The sequence below is a fragment of the Polyangium fumosum genome (genome assembly GCF_005144585.1).
Taxonomy (GTDB): Bacteria; Myxococcota_A; Polyangia; order Polyangiales; family Polyangiaceae; genus Polyangium; species Polyangium fumosum.
In genome coordinates this window covers 174,193-194,892 of sequence record NZ_SSMQ01000006.1, presented here as the reverse complement: position 1 = coordinate 194,892, position 20,700 = coordinate 174,193, and the positions used below count along the sequence as shown (strand labels likewise).

13 protein-coding genes, 1 tRNA gene and 1 pseudogene are annotated in these 20,700 nt (G+C 70.1%); 8 read left to right on the top strand and 7 right to left on the bottom strand.

Annotated elements, in window-relative coordinates; translation table 11 throughout:
* The first annotated feature begins 12 nt into the window (after positions 1-12).
* Positions 13-756, top strand: a complete 744-nt coding sequence (locus E8A74_RS08330) for an SDR family oxidoreductase (RefSeq protein WP_136928404.1) — start codon at positions 13-15, stop codon at positions 754-756.
* A 75-nt stretch (positions 757-831) separates the two neighbouring features.
* On the top strand, positions 832-1,716 hold the full coding sequence (locus tag E8A74_RS08325; RefSeq protein ID WP_136928403.1) for an Rpn family recombination-promoting nuclease/putative transposase: 885 nt from the start codon (positions 832-834) through the stop codon (positions 1,714-1,716).
* Between the two features lie 13 nt (positions 1,717-1,729).
* Here E8A74_RS08325 and E8A74_RS08320 read toward each other — a convergent pair whose 3' ends face one another.
* Genes E8A74_RS08320 through E8A74_RS08310 form a run of 3 tightly spaced genes read right to left on the bottom strand, consistent with a single transcriptional unit; the run spans position 1,730 to position 5,845 of the window.
* Positions 1,730-4,549 carry a cation-translocating P-type ATPase gene (locus tag E8A74_RS08320; protein WP_136928402.1) on the bottom strand — a complete coding sequence of 940 codons (2,820 nt, stop codon included), beginning with the start codon at positions 4,547-4,549 and terminating at the stop codon, positions 1,730-1,732.
* Between the two features lie 26 nt (positions 4,550-4,575).
* The gene (locus E8A74_RS08315; RefSeq protein WP_136928401.1) at positions 4,576-5,403 is read right to left on the bottom strand and encodes a PspA/IM30 family protein; all 828 of its coding nucleotides are present in this window, start codon (positions 5,401-5,403) and stop codon (positions 4,576-4,578) included.
* A 52-nt stretch (positions 5,404-5,455) separates the two neighbouring features.
* Complete coding sequence (locus E8A74_RS08310) at positions 5,456-5,845, bottom strand: CesT family type III secretion system chaperone (protein ID WP_136928400.1); 390 nt, start codon at positions 5,843-5,845, stop codon at positions 5,456-5,458.
* Between the two features lie 155 nt (positions 5,846-6,000).
* On the opposite strand from E8A74_RS08310, the gene E8A74_RS08305 reads away from it, so the two are divergent.
* A complete protein-coding gene (locus E8A74_RS08305; RefSeq protein WP_136928399.1) occupies positions 6,001-7,098 on the top strand; it encodes a serine/threonine-protein kinase in 1,098 nt (365 codons plus the stop codon).
* 16 nt (positions 7,099-7,114) lie between these two features.
* Positions 7,115-8,494 carry a sigma 54-interacting transcriptional regulator gene (locus tag E8A74_RS08300; protein WP_136928398.1) on the top strand — a complete coding sequence of 460 codons (1,380 nt, stop codon included), beginning with the start codon at positions 7,115-7,117 and terminating at the stop codon, positions 8,492-8,494.
* 13 nt (positions 8,495-8,507) lie between these two features.
* Here E8A74_RS08300 and E8A74_RS52020 read toward each other — a convergent pair.
* Positions 8,508-8,602: transfer RNA gene (locus E8A74_RS52020), tRNA-Sec, on the bottom strand.
* Positions 8,603-8,649: 47 nt separating this feature from the next.
* Here E8A74_RS52020 and selB point away from each other — a divergent pair.
* Both selB and E8A74_RS54640 read left to right on the top strand, forming a co-directional pair.
* Positions 8,650-10,650 carry a selenocysteine-specific translation elongation factor gene (selB, locus tag E8A74_RS08295; protein ID WP_170228959.1) on the top strand — a complete coding sequence of 667 codons (2,001 nt, stop codon included), beginning with the start codon at positions 8,650-8,652 and terminating at the stop codon, positions 10,648-10,650.
* A 17-nt stretch (positions 10,651-10,667) separates the two neighbouring features.
* A complete protein-coding gene (locus E8A74_RS54640; RefSeq protein ID WP_136928396.1) occupies positions 10,668-11,087 on the top strand; it encodes an arsenate reductase ArsC in 420 nt (139 codons plus the stop codon).
* A gap of 524 nt (positions 11,088-11,611) precedes the next feature.
* Here the strand turns inward: E8A74_RS54640 and E8A74_RS54635 are convergent.
* Positions 11,612-12,856: pseudogene (locus tag E8A74_RS54635) on the bottom strand (FG-GAP repeat protein); the annotation flags it as partial.
* Positions 12,857-12,953: 97 nt separating this feature from the next.
* Between E8A74_RS54635 and E8A74_RS08280 the strand changes: the two are divergent.
* Positions 12,954-13,487: a tellurite resistance TerB family protein gene (locus tag E8A74_RS08280; RefSeq protein ID WP_170228957.1), complete on the top strand. Its 534-nt coding sequence runs from the start codon at positions 12,954-12,956 to the stop codon at positions 13,485-13,487.
* A gap of 602 nt (positions 13,488-14,089) precedes the next feature.
* Here E8A74_RS08280 and E8A74_RS08275 read toward each other — a convergent pair.
* Complete coding sequence (locus E8A74_RS08275) at positions 14,090-17,500, bottom strand: FAD-dependent monooxygenase (protein WP_136928393.1); 3,411 nt, start codon at positions 17,498-17,500, stop codon at positions 14,090-14,092.
* Positions 17,501-17,634: 134 nt separating this feature from the next.
* On the bottom strand, positions 17,635-19,953 hold the full coding sequence (locus tag E8A74_RS08270) for a squalene/phytoene synthase family protein (RefSeq protein WP_136928392.1): 2,319 nt from the start codon (positions 19,951-19,953) through the stop codon (positions 17,635-17,637).
* 298 nt (positions 19,954-20,251) lie between these two features.
* On the opposite strand from E8A74_RS08270, the gene E8A74_RS08265 reads away from it, so the two are divergent.
* Entirely contained in the window at positions 20,252-20,698 is a 447-nt protein-coding gene (locus E8A74_RS08265; RefSeq protein WP_136928391.1) for a hypothetical protein, read from the top strand.
* Positions 20,699-20,700: the final 2 nt, after the last annotated feature.

Here is a 20,700-nt window from a genome sequence, read left to right as displayed (position 1 = left end):
CGGAGGGTCGTCATGAAGGTCGTCGTGTTCGGGGGGAGCGGGCTCATCGGCAAGAAGCTTTGCGGGATCCTTCGCGCGAAGGGGCACGAGGTTATACCGGCGTCGCCGTCGACGGGCGTCGACATCTTGAGCGGCGCCGGCGTCGCCGAGGCCCTGCGCGGCGCCGAGGTCGTGGTGGACGTCGTCAATTCGCCGTCGTTCGAGGCCGATGCCGTGATGAGCTTCTTCCAGCAGGCGGCCCGCGTGTGCCTGCCGGCCGAGGTCGCCGCGGGCGTGCGCCATCATATCGCGCTCTCGGTCGTGGGCGCCGAGCGCCTGCCGACGAGCGGGTACATGCGCGCGAAGGTGGCGCAGGAGGAGGCGATCCGCGCGGCGAGCGTGCCGTACACGATCGTGCGCGCGACGCAGTTCTTCGAGTTCGTCCCCGCGATCGTGGACGCGGGGACGAAGGGGGACACGGTCACGCTGACGCCGGCCCACCTGCAGCCGATCGCGGCCGATGACGTGGCGGCGGCGCTGGCGGTCGTCGTGGAAGAGTCGCCCAGGAATGGGATGGTCGAGATCGCGGGGCCCGAGGCGATCGGGTGCGACGAGCTCGGCCGCCGGTGGATCGCGGCGAGGAAGGATAAGCGCAAGGTCGTGACGGATGCCGCGGCTGGGTACTTTGGTGCAGCGCTGGATGATCGCTCGTTGACGCCCGGGCCGGGGGCGCGGCTTGGAGCGCTCCGATGGGATGCGTGGCTCGCGCGGGGGTGATCGACGAGGTGACCCTCCAAGGCCGCATTCTTCTGAAAAACCACCAGTGTCCCCGCCTCGCGCTAGAAGATCCCCATGAGCCGCCCCGTCTTCGCCGACCCCAAGACCGACTTCGTCTTCCAGCGGATCTTCGGGTCCGAGGAGCACAAGTCCGCCCTGATCGGCTTCCTGAACGACGTGCTCGGCCTCGATCACGCCCACCGGATCATGGACGTCTCGTTCTTGCCGGCCGAGCAACGTCCCAAGGTGAGCGAGCTCAAGTACTCGATCGTCGACGTGAAGTGCGTCGATGCGCGCGGCACGACCTACGTCGTCGAGATGCAGGTGCTCAACGTCGAGGCCTTCGAGAAGCGCGTCGTTTACAACGTCGCGAAGGCCTACACGAACCAGCTCGAAGTGGGGGACGACTATCCCGAGTTCGACGACGTCATCGGCATCAGCATTTGCGACTTCGAACTTTGGCCGCGCCAGGACGGCGCGTCGGTCCCGATGCTCAGCCGGTGGCGCATGCAGGAGCAGACGAGCGGCGTGCGTGGCTTGCCCGAGCTCCAGTTCGTCTTTTTGGAACTACCCAAATACGACACGTCGCGCGAGCCCGAGTCGCTCGTCGAGAAGTGGGCGTACTTCTTCCGCGAGGCGCGCAACCTGACGATGATCCCGCCCTCACTTCAGCACCCGCCGCTCGTCGCGGCGCTGGAGGCCGCGCGTACGGCGAGCTTCACGCGCGAGGAGTGGGACGCGTACATCGCCTCGGGCATGGCGATCCAGAACGAGCGCGGCGCGCTCTCTCTGGCGCGCCGAGAGGGGCTCGAAGAGGGGATCCGTCAGGGCATCGTCGCCACGTGCGACGTGCTCGGCATCGAGATGGACGACGAGCGCCGAGCCCGGCTCGCCGCGCTCGACGCAGCCGGGCTCGAAGCGTTGCTCGCGCACCTGCGGCGCGAGCGTCGCTTTCCTTGAACGAGCGGGCGGTCTACTTGCGGATCGCCCGATCGATCGCCTTCGCGATCTCCACGGCCGGGACCACCAGCGCCGACAGGACGAGCAGGATCATCCACTCGTTCGGCGACATCGCGTAGGTCCGGAACACCGGGCGCAGGCTCGGCACCAGAATCGCGACGAGGTGGATCGCCGCGCTCGCGGCGCACGCGAGCAGGAGCGGGAGGCTCACCAGCGGCTTCGAGGAGAACGCCGAGAGGACCGGGCTCCGGCAGCTCCACGCGTGGAAGAGCGGCGAGAGCGCGAGCAGCGAGAAGGCGAGGGCTCGCGTCTGGAGGAGCCCCTGTTCGTCCTGCGGCGAGAGCACGTAGAGCGCGATCGCGGCGGCGCCCATGATCCCGCCGACGTAGAGGATCCCGAGGTAGTCGCGGCGGTTCAGGAGCCCCTCGCCCGTGTCGCGCGGCGGCTCGCGCATGAGGTGCGGATCCGGCGGATCGATGCCCAGCGCCAGGGCCGGCAGGCCGTTCGTCACGAGGTTGATCCACAGGATCATGAGCGGCGTCAGCGGCGGCCACTTGCCGAAGAACGACACCACGAACACGGCCACGAGCAGGCCCATGTTCGACGAGAGCAAGAAGAAGATGAACTTCTGGATGTTGCGGTAGATCGCGCGGCCCTCGCGCACCGCCTCGACGATCGTGGCGAAGTTGTCGTCCGCGAGCACGAGGTCGGCCGCTTGCCGCGCGACGTCCGTGCCGCCGAGGCCCATCGCCACGCCGATGTGCGACTCGCGCAGCGCCGGCGCGTCGTTCACGCCGTCGCCCGTCATCGCCACGACGTGCCCCTTCGCCTTGAATGCCCGCACGATGCGGAGCTTCTGCTCGGCCGTCGTCCGCGCGAAGACGCGCAGGTGCTCCACGCGCTTCGTGAGCTCCTCGTCCGTGATCTTCGCGAGCTCGGAGCCCGTGATCGCGTCGTCGCCCTCGTCCCAGAGGCCGATCTCCTTCGCGATCGCCGTCGCCGTGAGCTTGTGATCGCCGGTGATCATCACCGCGCGGATGCCAGCGCGCTTGCAGGTCGCGACGGCCTCCTTCACGCCCGCGCGCGGCGGATCCATCATGCCGACGAGGCCGAGGAACGTGAGCTCTCGCTCGACGTCGTCGTCCGCCACGCCGTCCTTGCGCACGCGGCGGCAGATCGCGAGCACGCGGAGCGCATGGCCGCTCATCTCCTCGGCGACGTGCGTGATCGTGCGCCGATCCTCCTCGGTCAGGCCACGCACGCCGTCGTCGCTCGCGTACTTCACGCAGAGCGGGAGCAGCACGTCGACGCTGCCCTTCACGTGTGCGATCTCGCGGCCGTTCTTGTCGCGCGTGATCACGGTCATGCGCTTGCGGTCGCTGTCGAAGGGCAGCTCGTGGAGGAACTGGTGCGAGGGGGCGACGGACTCGCGGGCGAGGTTGCCCTTGGCCGCGAGCGCGAGCAGCGCGCCTTCCGTCGGATCCCCGACGATGCGCCACTTCTTCGTCTCCTTGTCCTGCTCGAGGTGCGCGTTGTTGCAGAGCGCGGCCGTGGCGAGCGTGTACGTGAGCGGCGCAGGGAGCTTGTCGAGTTCGAGGTCGATCTCGCCCTCGTGCTGGAATCCGCCGTGCGGATCGTAGCCCTCGCCCGTGACCTGGTAGCGCTTGCCGCCGGCGTAGACGACCCGCACGGTCATCTCGTTCTGCGTGAGCGTGCCGGTCTTGTCCGAGGCGATGACCGTCGCCGCGCCGAGCGTCTCGACCGCCGGCAGCTTGCGCACGATGGCCCCGCGCTTCGCCATGCGCTGCATGCCGAGCGCGAGCGTGATCGTGGTGATCGCCGGCAAGCCCTCGGGGATCGCGGCGACCGCGAGGCTCACGGCCTCCAGCAAGAGCTCGTGCCACGGCCTGCCGCCGCGCAAGAAGCCCCAGCCGAGGAGCACGGCCGAGAGCACGAGGCAGGCGCGCAGGATCGTCGTGCCGAACGATTCGAGGCGCTCTTCGAGCGGCGTCTTCGTCTCGCCGACGGACCGGATCATCTCGCCGATCTTGCCGAGCTCGGTGCCGCTGCCCGTCGTGGTGACGACGGCGCGCGCCTTGCCGCGCACGACCATCGTCCCCGTGAAGATCATGTTCACGCGATCGCCGAGCGGCGCGTCCGCCGCGACAGGCGCGAGCGCGTCCTTCATCGCGGCGGTGCTCTCGCCCGTCAGCGCCGCTTCCTCGGTCGCGAGGTCGATCGTCTGCACGAGCCGCGCGTCGGCCGCGATCGCGTCGCCCGCTTCGAGCTCCAGGAGATCGCCCGGGACCACCTCCTCGGCCGCGATGACCTTCACCTTGCCGCCGCGGCGCACGCGCGCGGAGGGCGCGCTGAGCTTCTGCAGGGCGTCGAGCGCGGCCTCCGCACGGCGCTCCTGGTAGTAGCCGAGGAACGCGTTGAGGATGACGATCAGGAGGATCGCGATCGCGTCGCCGAAGCGATGCAGAAGGCCGCCCTCGTGGTCCGTGAAGCCGACGACGACCGCGATCGCGGCCGCCGCGAGCAGCGTCAGGACGAGCGGGTTCGCGAACTGCTCGAACAGCCTCCGGAGCGCGCTCTTCTGCGGCGGATCCGGGAGCCTGTTCTTGCCGTACTTCGCGAGCCGCGCCTCGGCCTCGGCTTCGTCGAGCCCTCCGCTCGAGCTCGCGCCGAGCCGACCCAGGAGGGCGTCGATGTCCTCTGCGTAAACGGCTCCGTCGTTCCCTCCGGTTGCTGGCGGTTGCGCCTTGCTCGCAGGCGCGCGCAGCTCGGAGGGGCGGACGGATCCCGTGCCCGTCGTCCCAGCTTCACTCATGGCAGGTACTACTCGACTAACGCTGCTTAACGCTTCATGCGGGCTTGCTCGCGTTGCTCTTCGGCTTCGAGCTCGGCGAGCGCGGCGGCGAGCTCGTCTTGCTCGGCCTGCGTCGGCGGGGCGGGGGCCGGGCCCGCGACACGCACCTGCGCGGGGGCGACCTCCTTCGGCGGCTCGGGCGGCGCGACGCCCATCTTGCGCTTCAGCGCCATCAGGTCGTCCTCGGCGCCTTGCGTGGCTTCGAGCTGACCGAAGCGGTGCGCGAGCGTGTCGCCCGTGTACTGCTCCTGGATCTCGCCCGCGGCCTCGGCCTCGGCCTCGATCTGGTCGATCTTGGCCGACATGCGATCGAACGTCTCGAAGGCGGAGGCGTTGTTCAGGCCGGAGAGCGTCTCCTGGATGGCCTTCTGCGCCTCTGCGCGCTTCTTGCGCGCGATGAGCACGTTCTTCTTGCGCTTGGCCTCTTCGATCTTGTTGTTGAGCAGCCGGAGCGCGGTCTTGAGCTGCTCGACGGCTTGCTTTTGCTTCTGCCACTGGTCCTTGTAGGACGCGGCGAGCTGGTCGTGCTCTTTCTTCCGGGCCAGCGCTTCCTTCGCGAGGTTGTCGTCGCCGGCCTTGATCGCGAGCATCGCGCGCCGCTCCCACTCAGCGGCGTTCGCGGCCTCTTGCTCGGCCTGCTTGGCGAGACGCTTCTCGTCGGCGATCGAGACGGCCACCTGCTTCTTCGCCTCGATGAGCTGGTTGGACATGTCGATGACGACCTGGTTCAGCATCTTCTCGGGGTCCTCCGAGCGGCTGATGAGGTCGTTCAGGTTCGACTTGATGAGCGTGGCGAGTCGCGCGAAAATTCCCATCTCGATTGGCCTCTCGTCCGAGAACTGGTCTCCCGAGCTACGGCTACGTGACCTAGGTGGTGGCGAGATCGTGGAGCGTCGGCACGTGTCGCGCCAACGCGAGATCGAGGTCGCTCAGCGTGGCCTCGAGCTCGTTGAGGTCGAGGTTGTCGAGGGGCAACGCGGCGGACAGCACGACGGTGTGATCGTCGATGCCGTAGGCGGCGTGCATCAGGTCCGTCGCGTTGTACTCGAGCAACCGGCGAAACAGCTTGTTCTGGTGCTCGGGATCCTTCGGCAGCGGGCCGATCGCCACGCGCACGGCGAGGATCGGCGGCGCCACGCGGATCGCGATCGGCGGCATCTCCGCGCCTGCGGAGACGAGGTAAGTGCCGCCGTCGATCTCGAAGTGGCGGCTCAGTTGCAGGAGGAAGCTCTCTACGTCCTCGGCGGTTCGCGGCATGGCCGGCCGGAGCGTACAGGCAGTGCAAGGCAGGGTCGAGGGGATCCGAACACTTTTCCGGCGCACGCGCGGGCATCGTTCCCCGAGGCACACACGCCGCGTTTCTTCCTTCCACTGCCCGGGCCATCGCTGGTACGGTCGTTGATACCTGGTCCGTGGCGATCCACCCTGGCGACATCCTCGCGGGCTACCGAGTGACCCGCCTCCTCGGCCGCGGCGGTATGGGCGAGGTGTGGGCTGCCCGGAGCGATACGACCGGGCGTGACGTAGCCATCAAGGTGCTGCTCGCCCGCGCCGCCGTGAAGCCCGATTTGGTGCAGCGCTTCCAGCGCGAGGCCAAGATCGCCTCGGCCATTCAGAGCCCCTACGTTTGCAGCCTGCTCGACGTGGGCCTGACCCCCGACGGGGCGCACTTGCTGGTCTTCGAAAAGCTCGACGGCGAGAGCCTGGCCGACCGGCTGAAGCGCGAGCAATACCTGCCCTTCGCCGAGGTCTTCCCGATCATCGAGGACGTGCTCTGCGGGCTCTGCGCCGCCCACGCTGCGGACGTGATCCATCGGGATCTGAAGCCCGGGAACATCTTCATCGAGCGCACGGCGTCCCCCGAGCGGCCCGAGCGCGCGAAGATCCTGGACTTCGGGATCTCGAAGCTCAAGCGCGGCGACGGCGAGCAAAACGAGCCGACGCTGACGGCCTTCGACGCGACACTCGGCTCGTTCGCATACATGGCGCCCGAGCAGGTGCGCGGCGCCGCGCGGGCGGACGAGCGGGCGGACATCTACGCGGTCGGCGCCGTCGCATTTCGCTCGCTCTCGGGGCGGCTGCCCTTCGAGGGGACGACGGCGGCGCTGCTCGTGGCGATGAAGCTCGAACGGCAAGCGCCGAGCCTGGCCGAGGCGACGGGCGACCGCTGGCCCGCGGGGATCGAGCGGTTCCTGGAGCGCGCGCTCGAGCGCAAGCGCGAGAACCGGTTCGCCACGGCGCGCGAGGCGCTCGACGGCTGGCGCACGCTCGCGCCGGGCGGGCGCGTGATCCAGCCGCCGCCGCCGGTGCGGGCGCCGGAGCCCTCGTCGCTGCACGTCGCGCCGCCCGATCCGCCGACGGTCGCGGACGATGCCGACGCGGCGGTGAGCCAGGACGATCAGCCCACATGGGTCGATCATCCCCCCACGGAGACGGTGGATACGCCGCTGATCGGGCAAGCGCTCGACCTCTCCTCGGAGCCGGGGCGAGGACGCAGGACCGGCAGGTGACGAATCGGGTGACGCCGTGAACGACGCGACCGTCCTTTCACGAAACAAGGTCGAAGTCCGCGGAGGCCGCATCAAGGCCGGCAAGGCGGGCTGGGTGGAAGTGGGCACGGAGCCGGTGATCGTGGGCCGCAACGCCCAGTGCAGCATCGTGCTCGACGACGCGAAGATCAGCGCGGTGCACGCCGAGCTCGTGGCCACCGAGCAGGGCGTGCGCGTGCGGGATCTCGGCAGCCGCAACGGCACGTTCGCGGGCGGCGTGCGCGTGGGCGAGGTCTTCCTGCTCGCGGCGTGCAAGCTGCGGCTCGGCGAGACCGAGCTCACCTTCGAGCCGGCGCGGCCCGAGCGGATCACGGTGCCCTCGATCCCGGCCTTCGGCCCGCTCGTCGCGCAGAGCGCCGGGATGCGCGGCATCTTCGAAAAGCTCTCCAAGGTCGCGTCCACGGATCTCACGGTGCTGATCACGGGCGAGACAGGCACGGGCAAGGAGGTCGCGGCGCAAGCGATCCACCAGGCGAGCGCGCGCGCGAAAAAGCCGTTCGTCGTGGTCGACTGCGGCTCGATCCCGTCGAGCCTCGCGGAGGCGACGCTCTTCGGTCACGAGCGTGGCGCGTTCACGGGCGCGGTCGACAAGCGCCTCTCGCCGTTCGTGGAGGCCGAGGGCGGGACGATCTTCCTCGACGAGCTCGGCGAGCTGCCGATCGAGGTGCAGCCGAAGCTGCTCCGCGCGCTGGCGGAGCGGCGCATCAAGAGCGTCGGCGGCTCCTCGTACCGCGAGGTCGACGTGCGCGTGCTCGCGGCGACGCGGCGGGATCTCGTGCGGGCCGTGAACACCGGCGCGTTCCGCAGCGACCTCTACTTCCGTGTGGCGCAGGTGCGCGTGGAGCTGACCGCGTTGCGGCAGCGACTCGAAGACATCCCGGTGCTCGTGCGCCGCATGCTGCGGGATCTCGGCGGGGACGAGGCTTCCTTCGATCGGGTCTCGAACTCGACGCTCGAACGGCTGATGCGGCACGACTGGCCGGGCAACGTGCGCGAGCTGAAGAACGCGGTCGCGGTGGCCTACGCGCTGGCGGGCGAGGGCGAGGAGCTCGACGTGGCGGCGCACCTCGGGGCGCTGACGGAGATCCACGAGCCACACGTCGCGGGCCCGCCGCCTTCGAGCGCGGGCGGCCCAGTCTCGAGCGGCGCGGGCGCGTCGTTCAAGGGCAAGGCCTTCCAGGAGGCCAAGCACGACGTGCTCGCGCGGTTCGAGCGCGAGTATTTCGCGGGGCTCTTCGACGAGGCGAAGGGCAACATCTCGGAGATCGCGCGGCGCGCCGGCATGGAGCGCGCCCACGTCCGCACGTACCTCAAGCGGCACGGCATCCACGGCAAGACCGAGGGCGGCGAGGCCTGAGCGGCAAAAGCGACGGAAGCGCACAGGAATCGAACCTGCCCAGGACAGCGGAACTGCCCCGCACCGATTTTGAAGACCGGGGGTGGCACCAGCCGACCGCGCGCTTCCACCTGCCCTTCTAGCGGGATTCTTTGCACAGGGCTACCCTCGCGCCCGTGCGCCGTTTCGTCCTCGGCACTGCGGGTCACGTCGATCACGGCAAGACCACCCTGGTCCGCGCCCTGACGGGCATCGACACCGATCGCCTGCCCGAGGAAAAACGCCGCGGCATCACGATCGAGCTCGGCTTCGCGCCGTGGAACCTGGGTGCGGGGGGCGGGGGCGCAGCTCCGCTTGCCGGAGCGAAGCCCCCGAGCGAAGACAACATCGAGGTCAGCATCATCGACGTGCCGGGCCATCGCCGCCTCGTGCACACGATGATCGCCGGCGCGATCGGCATGGAGGTCGTGATGCTCGTCGTCGCCGCGGACGAGGGCGTCATGCCGCAGACCCGCGAGCACGTCGCCGCTTGCGAGTTGCTCGGCATTCGCCGCGCCGTCGTGGTTGTGACGAAGATGGATCGCGTGGGCGAGGAGCTCGCGCGCCTCGCCGGCGACGAGGCCGTGGAGCTGCTCGCAGGCCGCATGCAAGCCGAGGTCGTGCTCTGCTCCGCGCGCACGGGCGAGGGTCTCGACGCCGTCCGTGACGCCGTCCGGCGCGCCTTGACCGCGCTCCCGCCGCCCGCCGTCGCGCCACGCGCGCGCCTCGGCGTCGACCGCGTCTTCTCCGTGCGGGGCGCGGGTACCGTCGTCACGGGCACGCTCGTCGAGGGAAAGATCCCGCTCGGCGCGCCCCTCTTCGTCGTCGGTACGGGTCGCGCGGGCGAGCGCAGCGCCGAGGGGGACGTCCACAAGACGAGCGCGCGAGGCCTTCACGTCCACGATCGCGCCGTCGACCTCGCCGAGGCGCCGACCCGCCTCGCCTTGAACCTCGCGGGGCTGCCGCTCGAAGCCGTGCACCGCGGCGACCTCGTCACCGACGATCCCAGCGTCGTCCCCACGCGCCGCATCGACGTCTCGCTCCGCGCCACGGCCCCCGTGCGCAGCGGTATGAGCGTCTCCGTGTACATCGGCACCGCGCGCTCCTCGGGCAAACTCGACCTGCTCGGCGAGCCCCTCGAAGACGGCCGCCGCCTCGCCCGGCTGCGCCTCGCCGACGCGCTCGCCGTCGTCGGCGGGGATCGGTTCGTCCTCCGCGGCTCGGACGTCGACGGCCCCGCGGGCGCTGTCCTCGGCGGCGGCGAGGTCCTCGACGCGCGCCCGCCGCAGAGCCTACGCAAACGCGGCCGCGCCGCGCGCCTCGCCGTCCTCGAAGCGCTCTTCGTCTCGCGCGACCCGCAAGCGGTCATGCGCGCCCTCTCCCTCGAAGCCTCCCCGCGCCCGCTCTCGCGTGACGTCTTGCCCTCGCGGTTCTCCTTGCCCGCGGCCGAGCTCGAACGCGCGGCCGACAAGCTCGGCGACAAGGGCGAGCTCGCGCGCATCAAGCGCCTCGGCTGGGTGCCTCGGGCTGCGCTCGTCGAGCTTGCCGTCGAGGCGCGTGGGCTCGTCGCTGCGCACCAAAAGAAGAACCCACTCGATCGCGGCATGGTCCTCGAAACGTTGCGCGCGCGCCTCGCCGCGCGGGCCGGGGCCGAGGCGGCCGACGAGATCATCAAGCTCGCGGCTTCGAAGAGCGGCAGCGTCGCCGGCGAGCCCATCGTCGTCGAGGGCGACGTCGTGCGCGCCCCGCAGATCACGGCCGCGTCGGCCTCGGGCGCGGTCGGCGCGGTCGGTGTGGCGCTCGCGGCGCTGGAGAAGGCGCAGCTCAAGGGGCTGACCGAGTTCGCCGCGAAGGAGGCTTCGGGCGCTTCGCCCAAGGAAGTGAAGGCGATCCTGGCGAAGCTCGTGCGCGAGGGGCACGCGACGCACGCCGGTGAGCTTTGGTTTTTCCGGGCCGATATCGACGCGCTCCGGGCCAAGGTGAAGGCGCACCTCGAAAAGCACGGCCGCATATCGATCGCCGATTTCAAGGATCTGTCGGGCCTCGGGCGGCGGCAGGCGATTCCGCTGCTCGAATTGTTCGACCGAGAGGGCGTCACGCGGCGCGAGGCCGATGACAGCCGGGTGAGGGGGAAATGACGCTCCGACGTCCGAAGATGCGATCCATCGTTTTCTTGTGCGTACGAAACTCCGCGCGCAGCCAGATGGCCGAGGGGCTCGGGCGTGCCATTTTCGGCGGCGACGTCCGCATCCAGAGCGCGGGCAGCGAGCCTTCACACGTGAATCCATGGGCGGTCGAGGTGTGCCGGGAGATCGGCATCGACCTCACCGGGCAAACCTCGAAATTCGTGGGCACGATCGACCCCGACTCCGTGGACACGGTGATCCGCCTCTGCGACGAGGAGGTTTGTCCGGTGAGCCTGAGCGACAAGCAGCACTATTACGTGCCGATCGAGGATTCCGCGAGCGACGATCCGAGCCTCGGGCGCGAGCAGATGCTCGCTCGCTTCCGCCGCGCGCGGGACGAGATCAAGGAGCAGCTCGCGTCCCTGGCGGCGATCCTCGATCGGGCCTGAATGCGCCGCCGGAGCGCGGCGGCGAGGAGCGTCAGGAACAAAACGCCGGCGTGATCGCCGGTGCCGCGGCTCGTGTGGCAAGCGCCGCCCGAAAGGCGAACGCCTTCCTCCGCGGGGACATCTGCGTCGGCCTCGGCATCCGCTCCTGCATCTGCATCCGCATCCGCCGCGGCGTCCGCGCCCGCATCCGATTCGGCATCCGCGTCTGCGCCCGCGTCTGCTTCCGTCATGCATTGGCCGTCCATGCACGCCCCTGCGCCGCAATCTTTGGGCGCTCCGCTCGTGCATATGCCTTCCGTGCAGGTATCCCCGACCGTACAGGCGTCTCCGTCGTCACACGCCGTCCCCGTGAGCAGCGTGCACGCCCCGTCCATATTCGCGCCCGTGGCCGCCGAGCAGGTGTCGCATACGCCGAGATCACACGCGCTGTCGCAACACACGCCATCCACGCAGAATCCACTCGCGCACGACGCGGCCGTCGTGCAGGCCTCTCCATTTTCGCTTTTCAGGACGAACAAGTACGCCGACCCCGCATTCGTCCCGGCGTCGTCCTCCAGATAGGCGCCCACGATCGCCGTCTCCCCGTCCATCGCCACCGAGAACCCAAAAGCGTCGCCTGCGGTCCCATCGCCCGCCACGAGCAGAAGATCCTCCGACCAGCCGGGCCCGCTCTCCGTGAACACGTAGGCCGCGCCCGCATTCGAGCCTTTCGTGTCATCGAGCAACGCGCCCAGGATCACCCGGCCTTTCGTGATCGACACGCTCGTCCCCAGCCGATCGTCCGAGCCGAGCCCCGCCGGTACGAGCTTGCCCACCTCGGCCCACGTGAGCCCGGCGCGCGCAAACACATACCCCGCCCCCGCGTCGATCCCTGCCGCATTCGCGAGCGGCGCGCCCACGACCGCCGTATCCCCTTCGAGCGCCACCGCCGCGCCAAACGCGTCCCCTGCCTGTCCGTCCGCCGCAACGAACTTCTTTTGCTGGCTCCACACCGGCCCCGCGCCCACAAACGCGTACGCCGCGCCCACATCCGCCCCCGCGTCGTCGTCCCCCGGCGCGCCCGCGATCACGGTCTGCCCGGAAAAACCAACCGAAGCGCCCAATCGATCCCCCGCCTGCCCATCCGCCGCGAGGAGCTTCTTTTGCTGCGCGAACACCCCCCCATTCTCGCCGAATACATAGGCCGCGCCCGCATCCGCGCCTTTCGTGTCCTCGGCCGGCGCCCCCGCGACGACCGTCCCGCCCACGACGGCGACCGCCTGGCCCATCGTGTCGCCCGTCTTCCCGTCACTCCCGAACAGCTTTTGCTGCTGCGTCCACACGCCATTCGTCCGGACGAACATGTACACAGCGCCCGACGCGGTCGCCGCGCCATCCCCGCGCGGCGAGCCCACGACAGCCACGTCCCCATCGACGTCCACCGCACGCCCGAACCATTCCCCCGGCCCCCCATCACTCGCCACGAGCTTCTGCTCGAACGCCCAACCCCCATTCGTCCGAACAAACACGTACGCCGCCCCCGCATCGGTGCCTTTCGTGTCCTCGTCGGGCGCGCCGAGGATCGCCGTGTCCCCCGAGAGCGCCACAGAGTAGCCAAAGAAGTCGCTCGGATCGCCGTCCGGCGCCACGAGCTCGCTCGTCTCGGTCACAACGAGCGCCGCAGCCGTTCGAGCAACGGGCTCCGGCGCCACGGCACCAAGATCACAGGCAGCCAGGGGCAGGAGCACAGCAAGCCAAGCAGAGGTCGAGGAGCAAGACACCTTGGGCATGGGGGCGGAGGTATCGTATCGCCCCCGCGCCGAAAGGGCGTGGACAATGCCGCCGCCGGCATGCGAAGGTCCCTGCCAGAAAGAAAGGGAGGTCGTCATGGCGGAAGTGAAGCGGCTGCAGGGCCTGGGGAATGTCGCAGCAGTGCAAGAGGCCCTCGCGCAAGCGAACGCGTACAAGGAAATGCTCGAGCGCGAGGCCGCCGCAAAGGCCGAGGCCGAAGCCCAAAACGCCGCCGAGGAGGCCCACGTAGGCGCCCAGATCGGCGCCCTCGTCGAGGCCGCGTACCTGGTCGCATCCGCAGACGGGCGCTACACGAGCAGCGAATCCGAGCGTCTCGTCGAGCGCGTCGGCGCCCTCACGGAAGACAAGTTCGCCTCGCACCAGCTCGCCGCGATGGCCGACGAAGCCCAAAACCGCGCCTCCGAAGGCATCGACGCCCGCGCCCGCGCCATCGCAGAAATCCTGCCCGACCCGGAGCTCCGCCGCGCGACGTTGCTCGTCGCCTCGGCCGTCGCGTGGCTCGACGGCGGTGTCGGTCAGAAGGAAGGTCTTGCGCTCCAGTCGCTCGCCCGCGCGTTCGGGATCTCGATCGACGAGCTGCACAAGATCATGAGCAAGGCCCACGGCTGAGCCTCAGCGCCGGGGTTTCACCCCGGGCCCCGACCAGGGGTTGTCCACCCCTGGACCCGGACCAGCCAGGGGCTGGACCCAGGCTCGATGAACTGCGCGATGCGCAGTTCATCGAACAGGCCTGGTCAAGACTGGCAGCGACCCTGTCAACCGAGACAGCCGCGCGGCTGGTTCGGCTGGCGAGCCGGGTTCTTCGTCGGCCTGGTTGAAAAACTGCGCGGAGCGCAGTTTTTCAACCCCCGGTCCAGGCTGTGCCCTGAGCATTGGTTCCATCTCGCCAAGTCCGCGAAAACCAAGCGCCTCATGGGAACACCTTCCCCTCGAACGCTTGCTGTCCTGGAGCGTGAAGAAGCGCTTGATGTGGCGCCGCTCCAGGGCAGGAGAGGTGCTTGGGGGCGAGGGCATCTGAGCTTCGAACCGGCACCACCTGAACTTGAAACCGTCGTCGTGCTCTGTTCGCCGATACTCAATAGTTCTGCGGACTTACGAAGATGAGACCAATGCTCAGGGCTGTGCCTGGTCCGGGGTCGAGGGGGCGGACAGCCCCCCGCGGGGTCCGGGGCAGCGCCCCGGCGCGACGCCCCCCGAGGAGACCGGAGTCGTCAGCCGAACGCGGGCTCGAACGCGGCTGTGCGTTCGCGTCCCCAGGCTTCGCGCTCGACCCTGCGGGACTCGTAGAGGCCGAGGGAGGTGACCGGGAAGTAACTTCGGTACAGCGTGTAATGCAAGAGCGCTGTGCGGAAGAAGAGGCCGGCCGGCTCTTCGGCGGGCCAGGTGCCGTCGTCGCGTTGGGCGGCGGCGAGGAAACGTGCGCCGCGATCGATCGCGTCCCAGTCTGGATCCTTTGCTTCGAGCAGTGCTGTGATGGCCCAGGCTGTCTGGATCACCTGGCTCCGGTCGTTTTCGCGGTATTGCCCGCGGATTGCGCTTTCGTGGTGCTCGCCCCAGCCGCCGTCCGGGCGTTGCCTTGCCTTCAGCCACGTGCATGCTTTGCGAATGGCGTGGTCGTGCGGCGGCGCGCCTGCGGCGAGCAGGCCTCGCACGCCGAACATCGTGCCGTAGATGAAGCATACGCCCCAGGCGGCCGGGAACGAGCCGTCTGCGTGCTGGAGCGCGCGCAGGCTCGCTGCGGCGCGGCGGATGGCGGTGTCGACTTCGCTCCGCAGGATCTCCGGGTGATGCTGCTGGAATGCGGAGAGTGCTGCGATGCATGAGGCCGTGCATTCGACGTACGCGGCTTCGCTCATCGAATCTCCGAACATCTCTGCGGGGTTCAGCCATTCGAGGGGCACGCGCGTCCGCCGCGCCTCGTAGCTGCCGAACGAGCCGTCCGGGTTCTGGCACCGGAGCACGAACCGCGCCGCTGCTGCCATGTCCTCGGCGGAGGCGCGCGTGTGCGGTGATTCCAGCCGCGCGAGCATAGCCTCGGCCGTGCAATCGCTCACCGGCCAGCCGTGCCAGACCCCGGCGAAGCAATACCCGCCGCGTGGATCGAGCCTGTCGTGTGCTGCTGCGTCCCCGATGGCCTCGCGGATCTGCTGGTCCTCCAGGAATCGATCTGCGCGTGCCAGCGGCTCGGCGACGTCCACGTGCTTCGATGCGGCCACGAGCGCCTGCGTTGCGAAGGCCGTATCCCACGACGCACTGCGCGCCCCGGCGATCCGCACGCCGTCCGTGTCGTCCTCCCAGATCCAGCCCTCGAACCTCTCCAGCGCGAGCAGCGCGTCCGGGTCCTTCGGATCGTTGATCCAGAGCGCCAGGATGCCGAGCAGGCCGCTCACCGGCGACAACGCGGTGTGCCCGCTCGCGCGGAGATCATAACGCACCTCCTCGCGGAGCGCCGAGAGCAGACCCGCCCGCGATTTCGGCGTCCGCACCCGATCGACGACCTCGAACGCCTGGTAAGCGAATTCGAGCGCCAGGCTCGGCGGTGTTTGCAGCTCCGCCTCGCGCCGCTGCCGCCGCGCCGCCGCGAAATCGACCGCGCCAAACCCGCCCGGATACAGCTCGTTCCGCAGCGCCCGCGTGATCGCCGTCTCGGGCGCGCTGCGCCGCGCGGACACGAGCAGCGACATGCCGAGGTAGATGTACCGCGTGTGGCAATAATACTTCGACGGGTGCAGCGCCCACGATCGCGGGAGCAGCCACGCCTCGGGCAACACCTTCGGCACGCCCTCCCAGCCATACAGGCCACAGAGCGCAAGCCAGAGTTTGCCCCAGCTCGGGATCGCCGCCGCGCCGCCCTCGCTCCGGAGGAACGCGAGCCCCTTGGCGACGAGCGGATCCTCCGCCGGCACGCCGAGCAGGCGCGCCGCCACGTACACGAGCGTCGTGACGAACAGGTAGGGCTGCGACAGCTCGTGCATGCCCCACGTTCCATCCGGCAAACGCGTCCGCGCGAACTGGAGCAAGAGCCGCTCCCGACGCACCGGATCGATCGGCAAGCCCATCACGTGGCACGCCATGACGTACTGGGCGGCGAGCATCGGATTCCAGATGACTTCGCCCTCCCACGACCCGTCCTCGGCCTGCTCGGCCACGAGCGCGCGCACGCCCCGCGCGAGCGCCGTCCGCGGTTCGAGCCGCGCCTTGCCGAGCCGCGTCGCGCGTTCGGCCGCCGGGTGCTCCAGCACCTCCGCGCGCCCGGCCGCCGCCTTCAGCGCCGCGCCATATCGATCCTCGGCCGAGCGCGGAAAGTTCTGCGTGGGCTCGGCCGGCGTGAGGTGCAGCGTCGCGCGCATGAGCCAGCGAATGCGCATGCCGAGCTCGCTCGCGACCTCGGCCGCGTGCCGCGGATCCCGCCGCACCACGCCGTCGCGCACGATCGCGCTCGACGCACGGAGCAGCGCTTTCAGGAACGAGCCGCCGAAATGCAGCGGGTTCGTGTCCTCGCACGAGAGGAAGCCCATCGTGCGCATGCGCTCCGCGGGCTGCTCGCGCCAGAGGTCGTAGATCCCGCTGCGGATCGCCGCCGTCTCGTCCGACGTGTCGGCGAAGACCTCGTAGAGCGCGACCGCGAGCATCTCCGGCGCCCGGCTCTGGATCGTGCGGCTGCGGCTGTAGGCGCGGAAGCTCTTCGCCTCGGAGAGCGCGATCGCGTCCTGAAAACCGAGCGTCATGCCGAGCGCCGTGAGCGGGTGGTGGTGGCCCACCGCGTCGCCGACGAGCGCGAGCCCCTCGCGGCCGTAATCGACGCGCGGTCGAATCTGGTTCGTCGCCCACGCGATCTCGCCGCTCTCGAGCGCCTTGCGGAGCGCGCCCCGCAGCGCCTCGGGCAGGACGGGCGAGAATGCGTCCCAGAGCGTCGCGGCCTTGCTGCGCTGCACGCGCATCGAGAGAGGCACGTCGAGGCAGAGCCGCACGTGCCGATCGTCCAGCCGATACGCGAGCGCCGGCCCCGGGCCGCCGAGGAACACGTGGCCGTGCCCTTCGAGCGGCATACGCACGCCTTCGAGCAAGAGCCCCGCCATGCGCGAATACGTCGCCGCGCTCCGATCGATCGAGAGCGCCGCGTGCGCCACGCCGCTCCGGCCGCTCGCGCCCACGACGAGCCCGGCGCGCACCATGCGCTCGCCGCTGCCCTTTTGCTGGTACGAGAGCGTTTGATCGACGATGCTCGTCGCGCGCGATCCGGGCTGGTAGTCGATGAGCGCCTCGCCCATCACGCGCTCGCGCAGCCGCTCGACGAGCCGGACGTGCTCGATCGCGTGGCCGACGTTGCCGGCGCGATACGGGAGCGCGATCGGGTTCGTCCCGTCGTCGGGGTACAGGACGAACCCGCGCCCCGTCTCGTGCGTCGCGCCGGCCGGCAGATCCACGCCGAGCCCGCGGAGGATGTCCACGGCGGGCGGGTGCAGCCACTCGCCGGCGAGCCGCTCGACCGCGCGCGGGTTCGACTCCAGCAAGAGCACCCTCGCGCCTCGCTTCGCGAACGCGAGCGCCGACACGCATCCGACCGGACCTGCGCCGATCACGGCGATGTCGTAGTCGATCCTCTCTGCCTTCCCATTCATGCAGGACCTCGTTCGTCATTCACGGCCGCGGCGTTCGCCTTCGGCACCCCTGAACTGGTCCCCCCCTGTCGAATCGAGGGCAGCCCTGACGCCCGGACAAACCGTCCGTCAGGACCACCCCAGGTCTCACGCGTTCACGACCGCGTGATGTGCGCCCCGCGCGACGCGGGGCCCTCGGGCACGAGGGCCCGACGGAAGAAATCGGCGTAGGCGTCGTAAATCGCGCTCCGCACGCACGTGGGCACGAAGCCGAGCTCGCGCTCCGCCTTCGAGGTGTCCGCGCGTCGCGGCGAGGACGCGGGCGCGGGCGCGCCGGGCGGGCGTTCACCCCCGAGCATCCGCGCGGCCGCGAGCTTCTGCGCGAGGGACATCCGCGCGAGCAAGGCCGGCACGGCGAACGGCGGGCGGCGCCGCGCGCTCGCCTCCTCGAAGAACGAGAGCAGATCGTCGATCGACACGAGCTCGGTCGTGATCAAGTACTTCTGCCCTTTGCGCCCGCTCCGCATCGCCGCGAGGTGGGCCTCCACCGCGTCGCGCGTCGACGTGAGCAGGAGCGCCCCGCGCGCGAAGGCGCGGAGCCTGCCGTTCGCGTGATCCACGAGCGCCCGCCCGATCGCGCTCGGCCGATCGTCGAAGGGCCCGACCAGCGTCGTCGGCGCGACCACGACCACGTCGAGCCCGTCGGCCACGGCCTTCAAGCATTCGTGCTCCGCGAGCGCCTTCGTCCGCGCGTGCGGCGAATGCGCGGAGAACGGGTCGAGCGGCGTCGCCTCGTCGATCGGCGCGCCGCGCGTGTCGTCGTACCGCACGGCGTCGAGCGAGCTCGTCACGACCACCCGCCGCACGCCCACCTCGCGGCACGCGCCGAGGAGCGCGCGTGTCCCGAGCACGTTCGTCTCGAAAAACGCTTGCTCGTCGCCCTCGGCCACCCTCGCCGCCGCGTGATACACCTCGGTCACGCCGCGCATTGCCGCGCCGAGCGCGTTTGCGTCGCGCACGTCGCAGGTCACGACCTCGACGGGCAAACCCGCGAGCGCCGCCGCGCCGCGCGCGCCCCGCACGAGCACGCGGACCTCCTTGCCCTCGGCGACGAGGCGCCGCACGAGGTTTTGCCCGAGGTGCCCCGCGCCGCCCGTGACGAGCACGCGCCCCTCGCGGGTCCGCGCGTCGCTCCGAGAGGCCTCGCCCGAGGTCTTTTTCGTATCTGCGCCGCCGCGGATCACCGTCATCGACGCGCGCCGTTCGGGCGGCACCGGCGGCCTCCGCGCGCGGAGCAGCGGCATCGTCGCGCGCCCGGACACGCCCGCGGGCGTGCTCGGCCCGGCCTCCGCCGCGCGGGCGAACAGGGCGTGGAGCGCCGCGTCGCTCTCGGCCGCGCGCCGCGCGCCGGCGAGCACCTCGGCCACGAGGCGTTTGTCGATCTTGGGCTCACGTCCGCGGACGAGCGTGTTCTCGCCCCGCTCCACCTCGCGCAGCGTGGCGATCGCCAGCGCGAGCGGCACCGCGCAGAATGCGCGCACCTCCGCGCCCTCGCGGCCGGGCCAGCAAAGCGTGTACTCGACCGCGGCGTCGAGGTGCCCCCGCGCAATCGCGCACACCTCCGACACGGCCGCGAGGCCGCCCGCGCGCGCCTCGGGCGAGAGCAGGACGTCCCGACGAACCCCGTGCCGGGCGAGCACGTCCTCCGGCAAGAAACACGCGCCGCGATCGAGATCCTCGGCGACGTCTTTCAGCACGTTCACCATCTGCAGGCCGAGCCCGAACCGCGTCGCGCGGCACCGGGCCGCCTTGCGGACCTCGTCGTTCGCCCCGGGCACGGTCCGCTCGAAGAGCGAGGTGAGCAACTCGCCCACCGTGCCGGCCACAAAATAACAATATCGTTCGAGGTCGCGCACGTCGCGGATGCGCGTCTTTCCTTCGGCGTCCGCGCGCCCCGCGTACTCGCGCATCCCCAGGCTCATCTCCAGCACCCACGGCCGGATCGCCTCCTGATCGGCGGCGGGCAGGCCACGGAACACGCGAAACACCGCGCCCGCGCCCTTGCAGAGCGCGCGATCCGCCTCGGCCATGCCGAGGGCCTCGTCCGCGAATCGAGCCTCGAATTCGGACAAGGACCCCGCCTCGCCTCGCATGAGCGCGTCGAACGCGTCGAAGAGCGATACGCGGGTCTCGGGCGGGATCGGATTCGCGTCCTCGATGCTGTCGACGACCCTGCACAGGAGATACGCGGCGCAGAGGGATTCGGAGAGCGCCTCGGGCAACGACAGGATCGAGAGCGCGAACGTCCGCGAGACGCGCGGCAGCGTCTGCACGCAGAAATCGCGATCGGCGACCCTCTGCGCGGCGAGCGCCTCCAGCGCGGCGGCCATGGCCCCGCTCCCGTCCTCGGACGAACCAATCCACCGCCCCGCCGCGCCCGCGTCGCGGAGCCCAGAAACGTCATGCCTCGCCATTCCGTGCCGCTCCCTGTAATGCCGGCGCCTCGTGGTCTCGGCTGTCAACGAAGTAATCGAAGAATCAGTCTCAAGTGTTTGTGTACTGCATTGCCGTCTTCACGGTTCGGTCCGATCGTCCGACTTTGCAGAGAGGCCGTACATGGCGCATGGAGGGCAATCGTGTCAAGGGGACGTTGCCTACGTTCGCTCGCTTTTTTTTGCTCAGGCGGTACGAGCGCGAAGTCTTTTTCGCATCGGCCTGCCTTTCCGGCGCGGCCGATACGCGCTCGCCCGACCATTGCATGCGTGGACGGACATGAGCACGAGGAGCGCCTTGTCGTGGGCTGCGCTCGTCGCCTCGCTCGCTGCCTGTGAGCGCGACGCGCCCACCATTTCCAGCGAACCCCGCGGCGCGCGCCTGCAAACCGCGGGGCTCGTCCCGGTCCAGACGGAGGAGGATTTCCCCGCGCTCGGCTGCTACGAGCGCGCGCGGGATCGCACGCTGCTCGCGCAGAACGATGCGTATCTCCTGTGCATCGGCGCCACATCGGACGCGCCGATCGCCTGCTACGAGCGGGCCTCGGCCGGGCTCCTGCTCTCCGCGCAGGCGATAGAGCTCTGCCGTTGCGCCGAGTCGCTCGCGCCGATCGCGTGTTATGAGCGCGCCACGCAAGAGACCACGCTCACGCAGCCCGCCATCCTCGCGCTTTGCAGCGCGACCGCGATGCAGCGGCTCTACCCGAATTGCACCCCCGTCCGCTGACG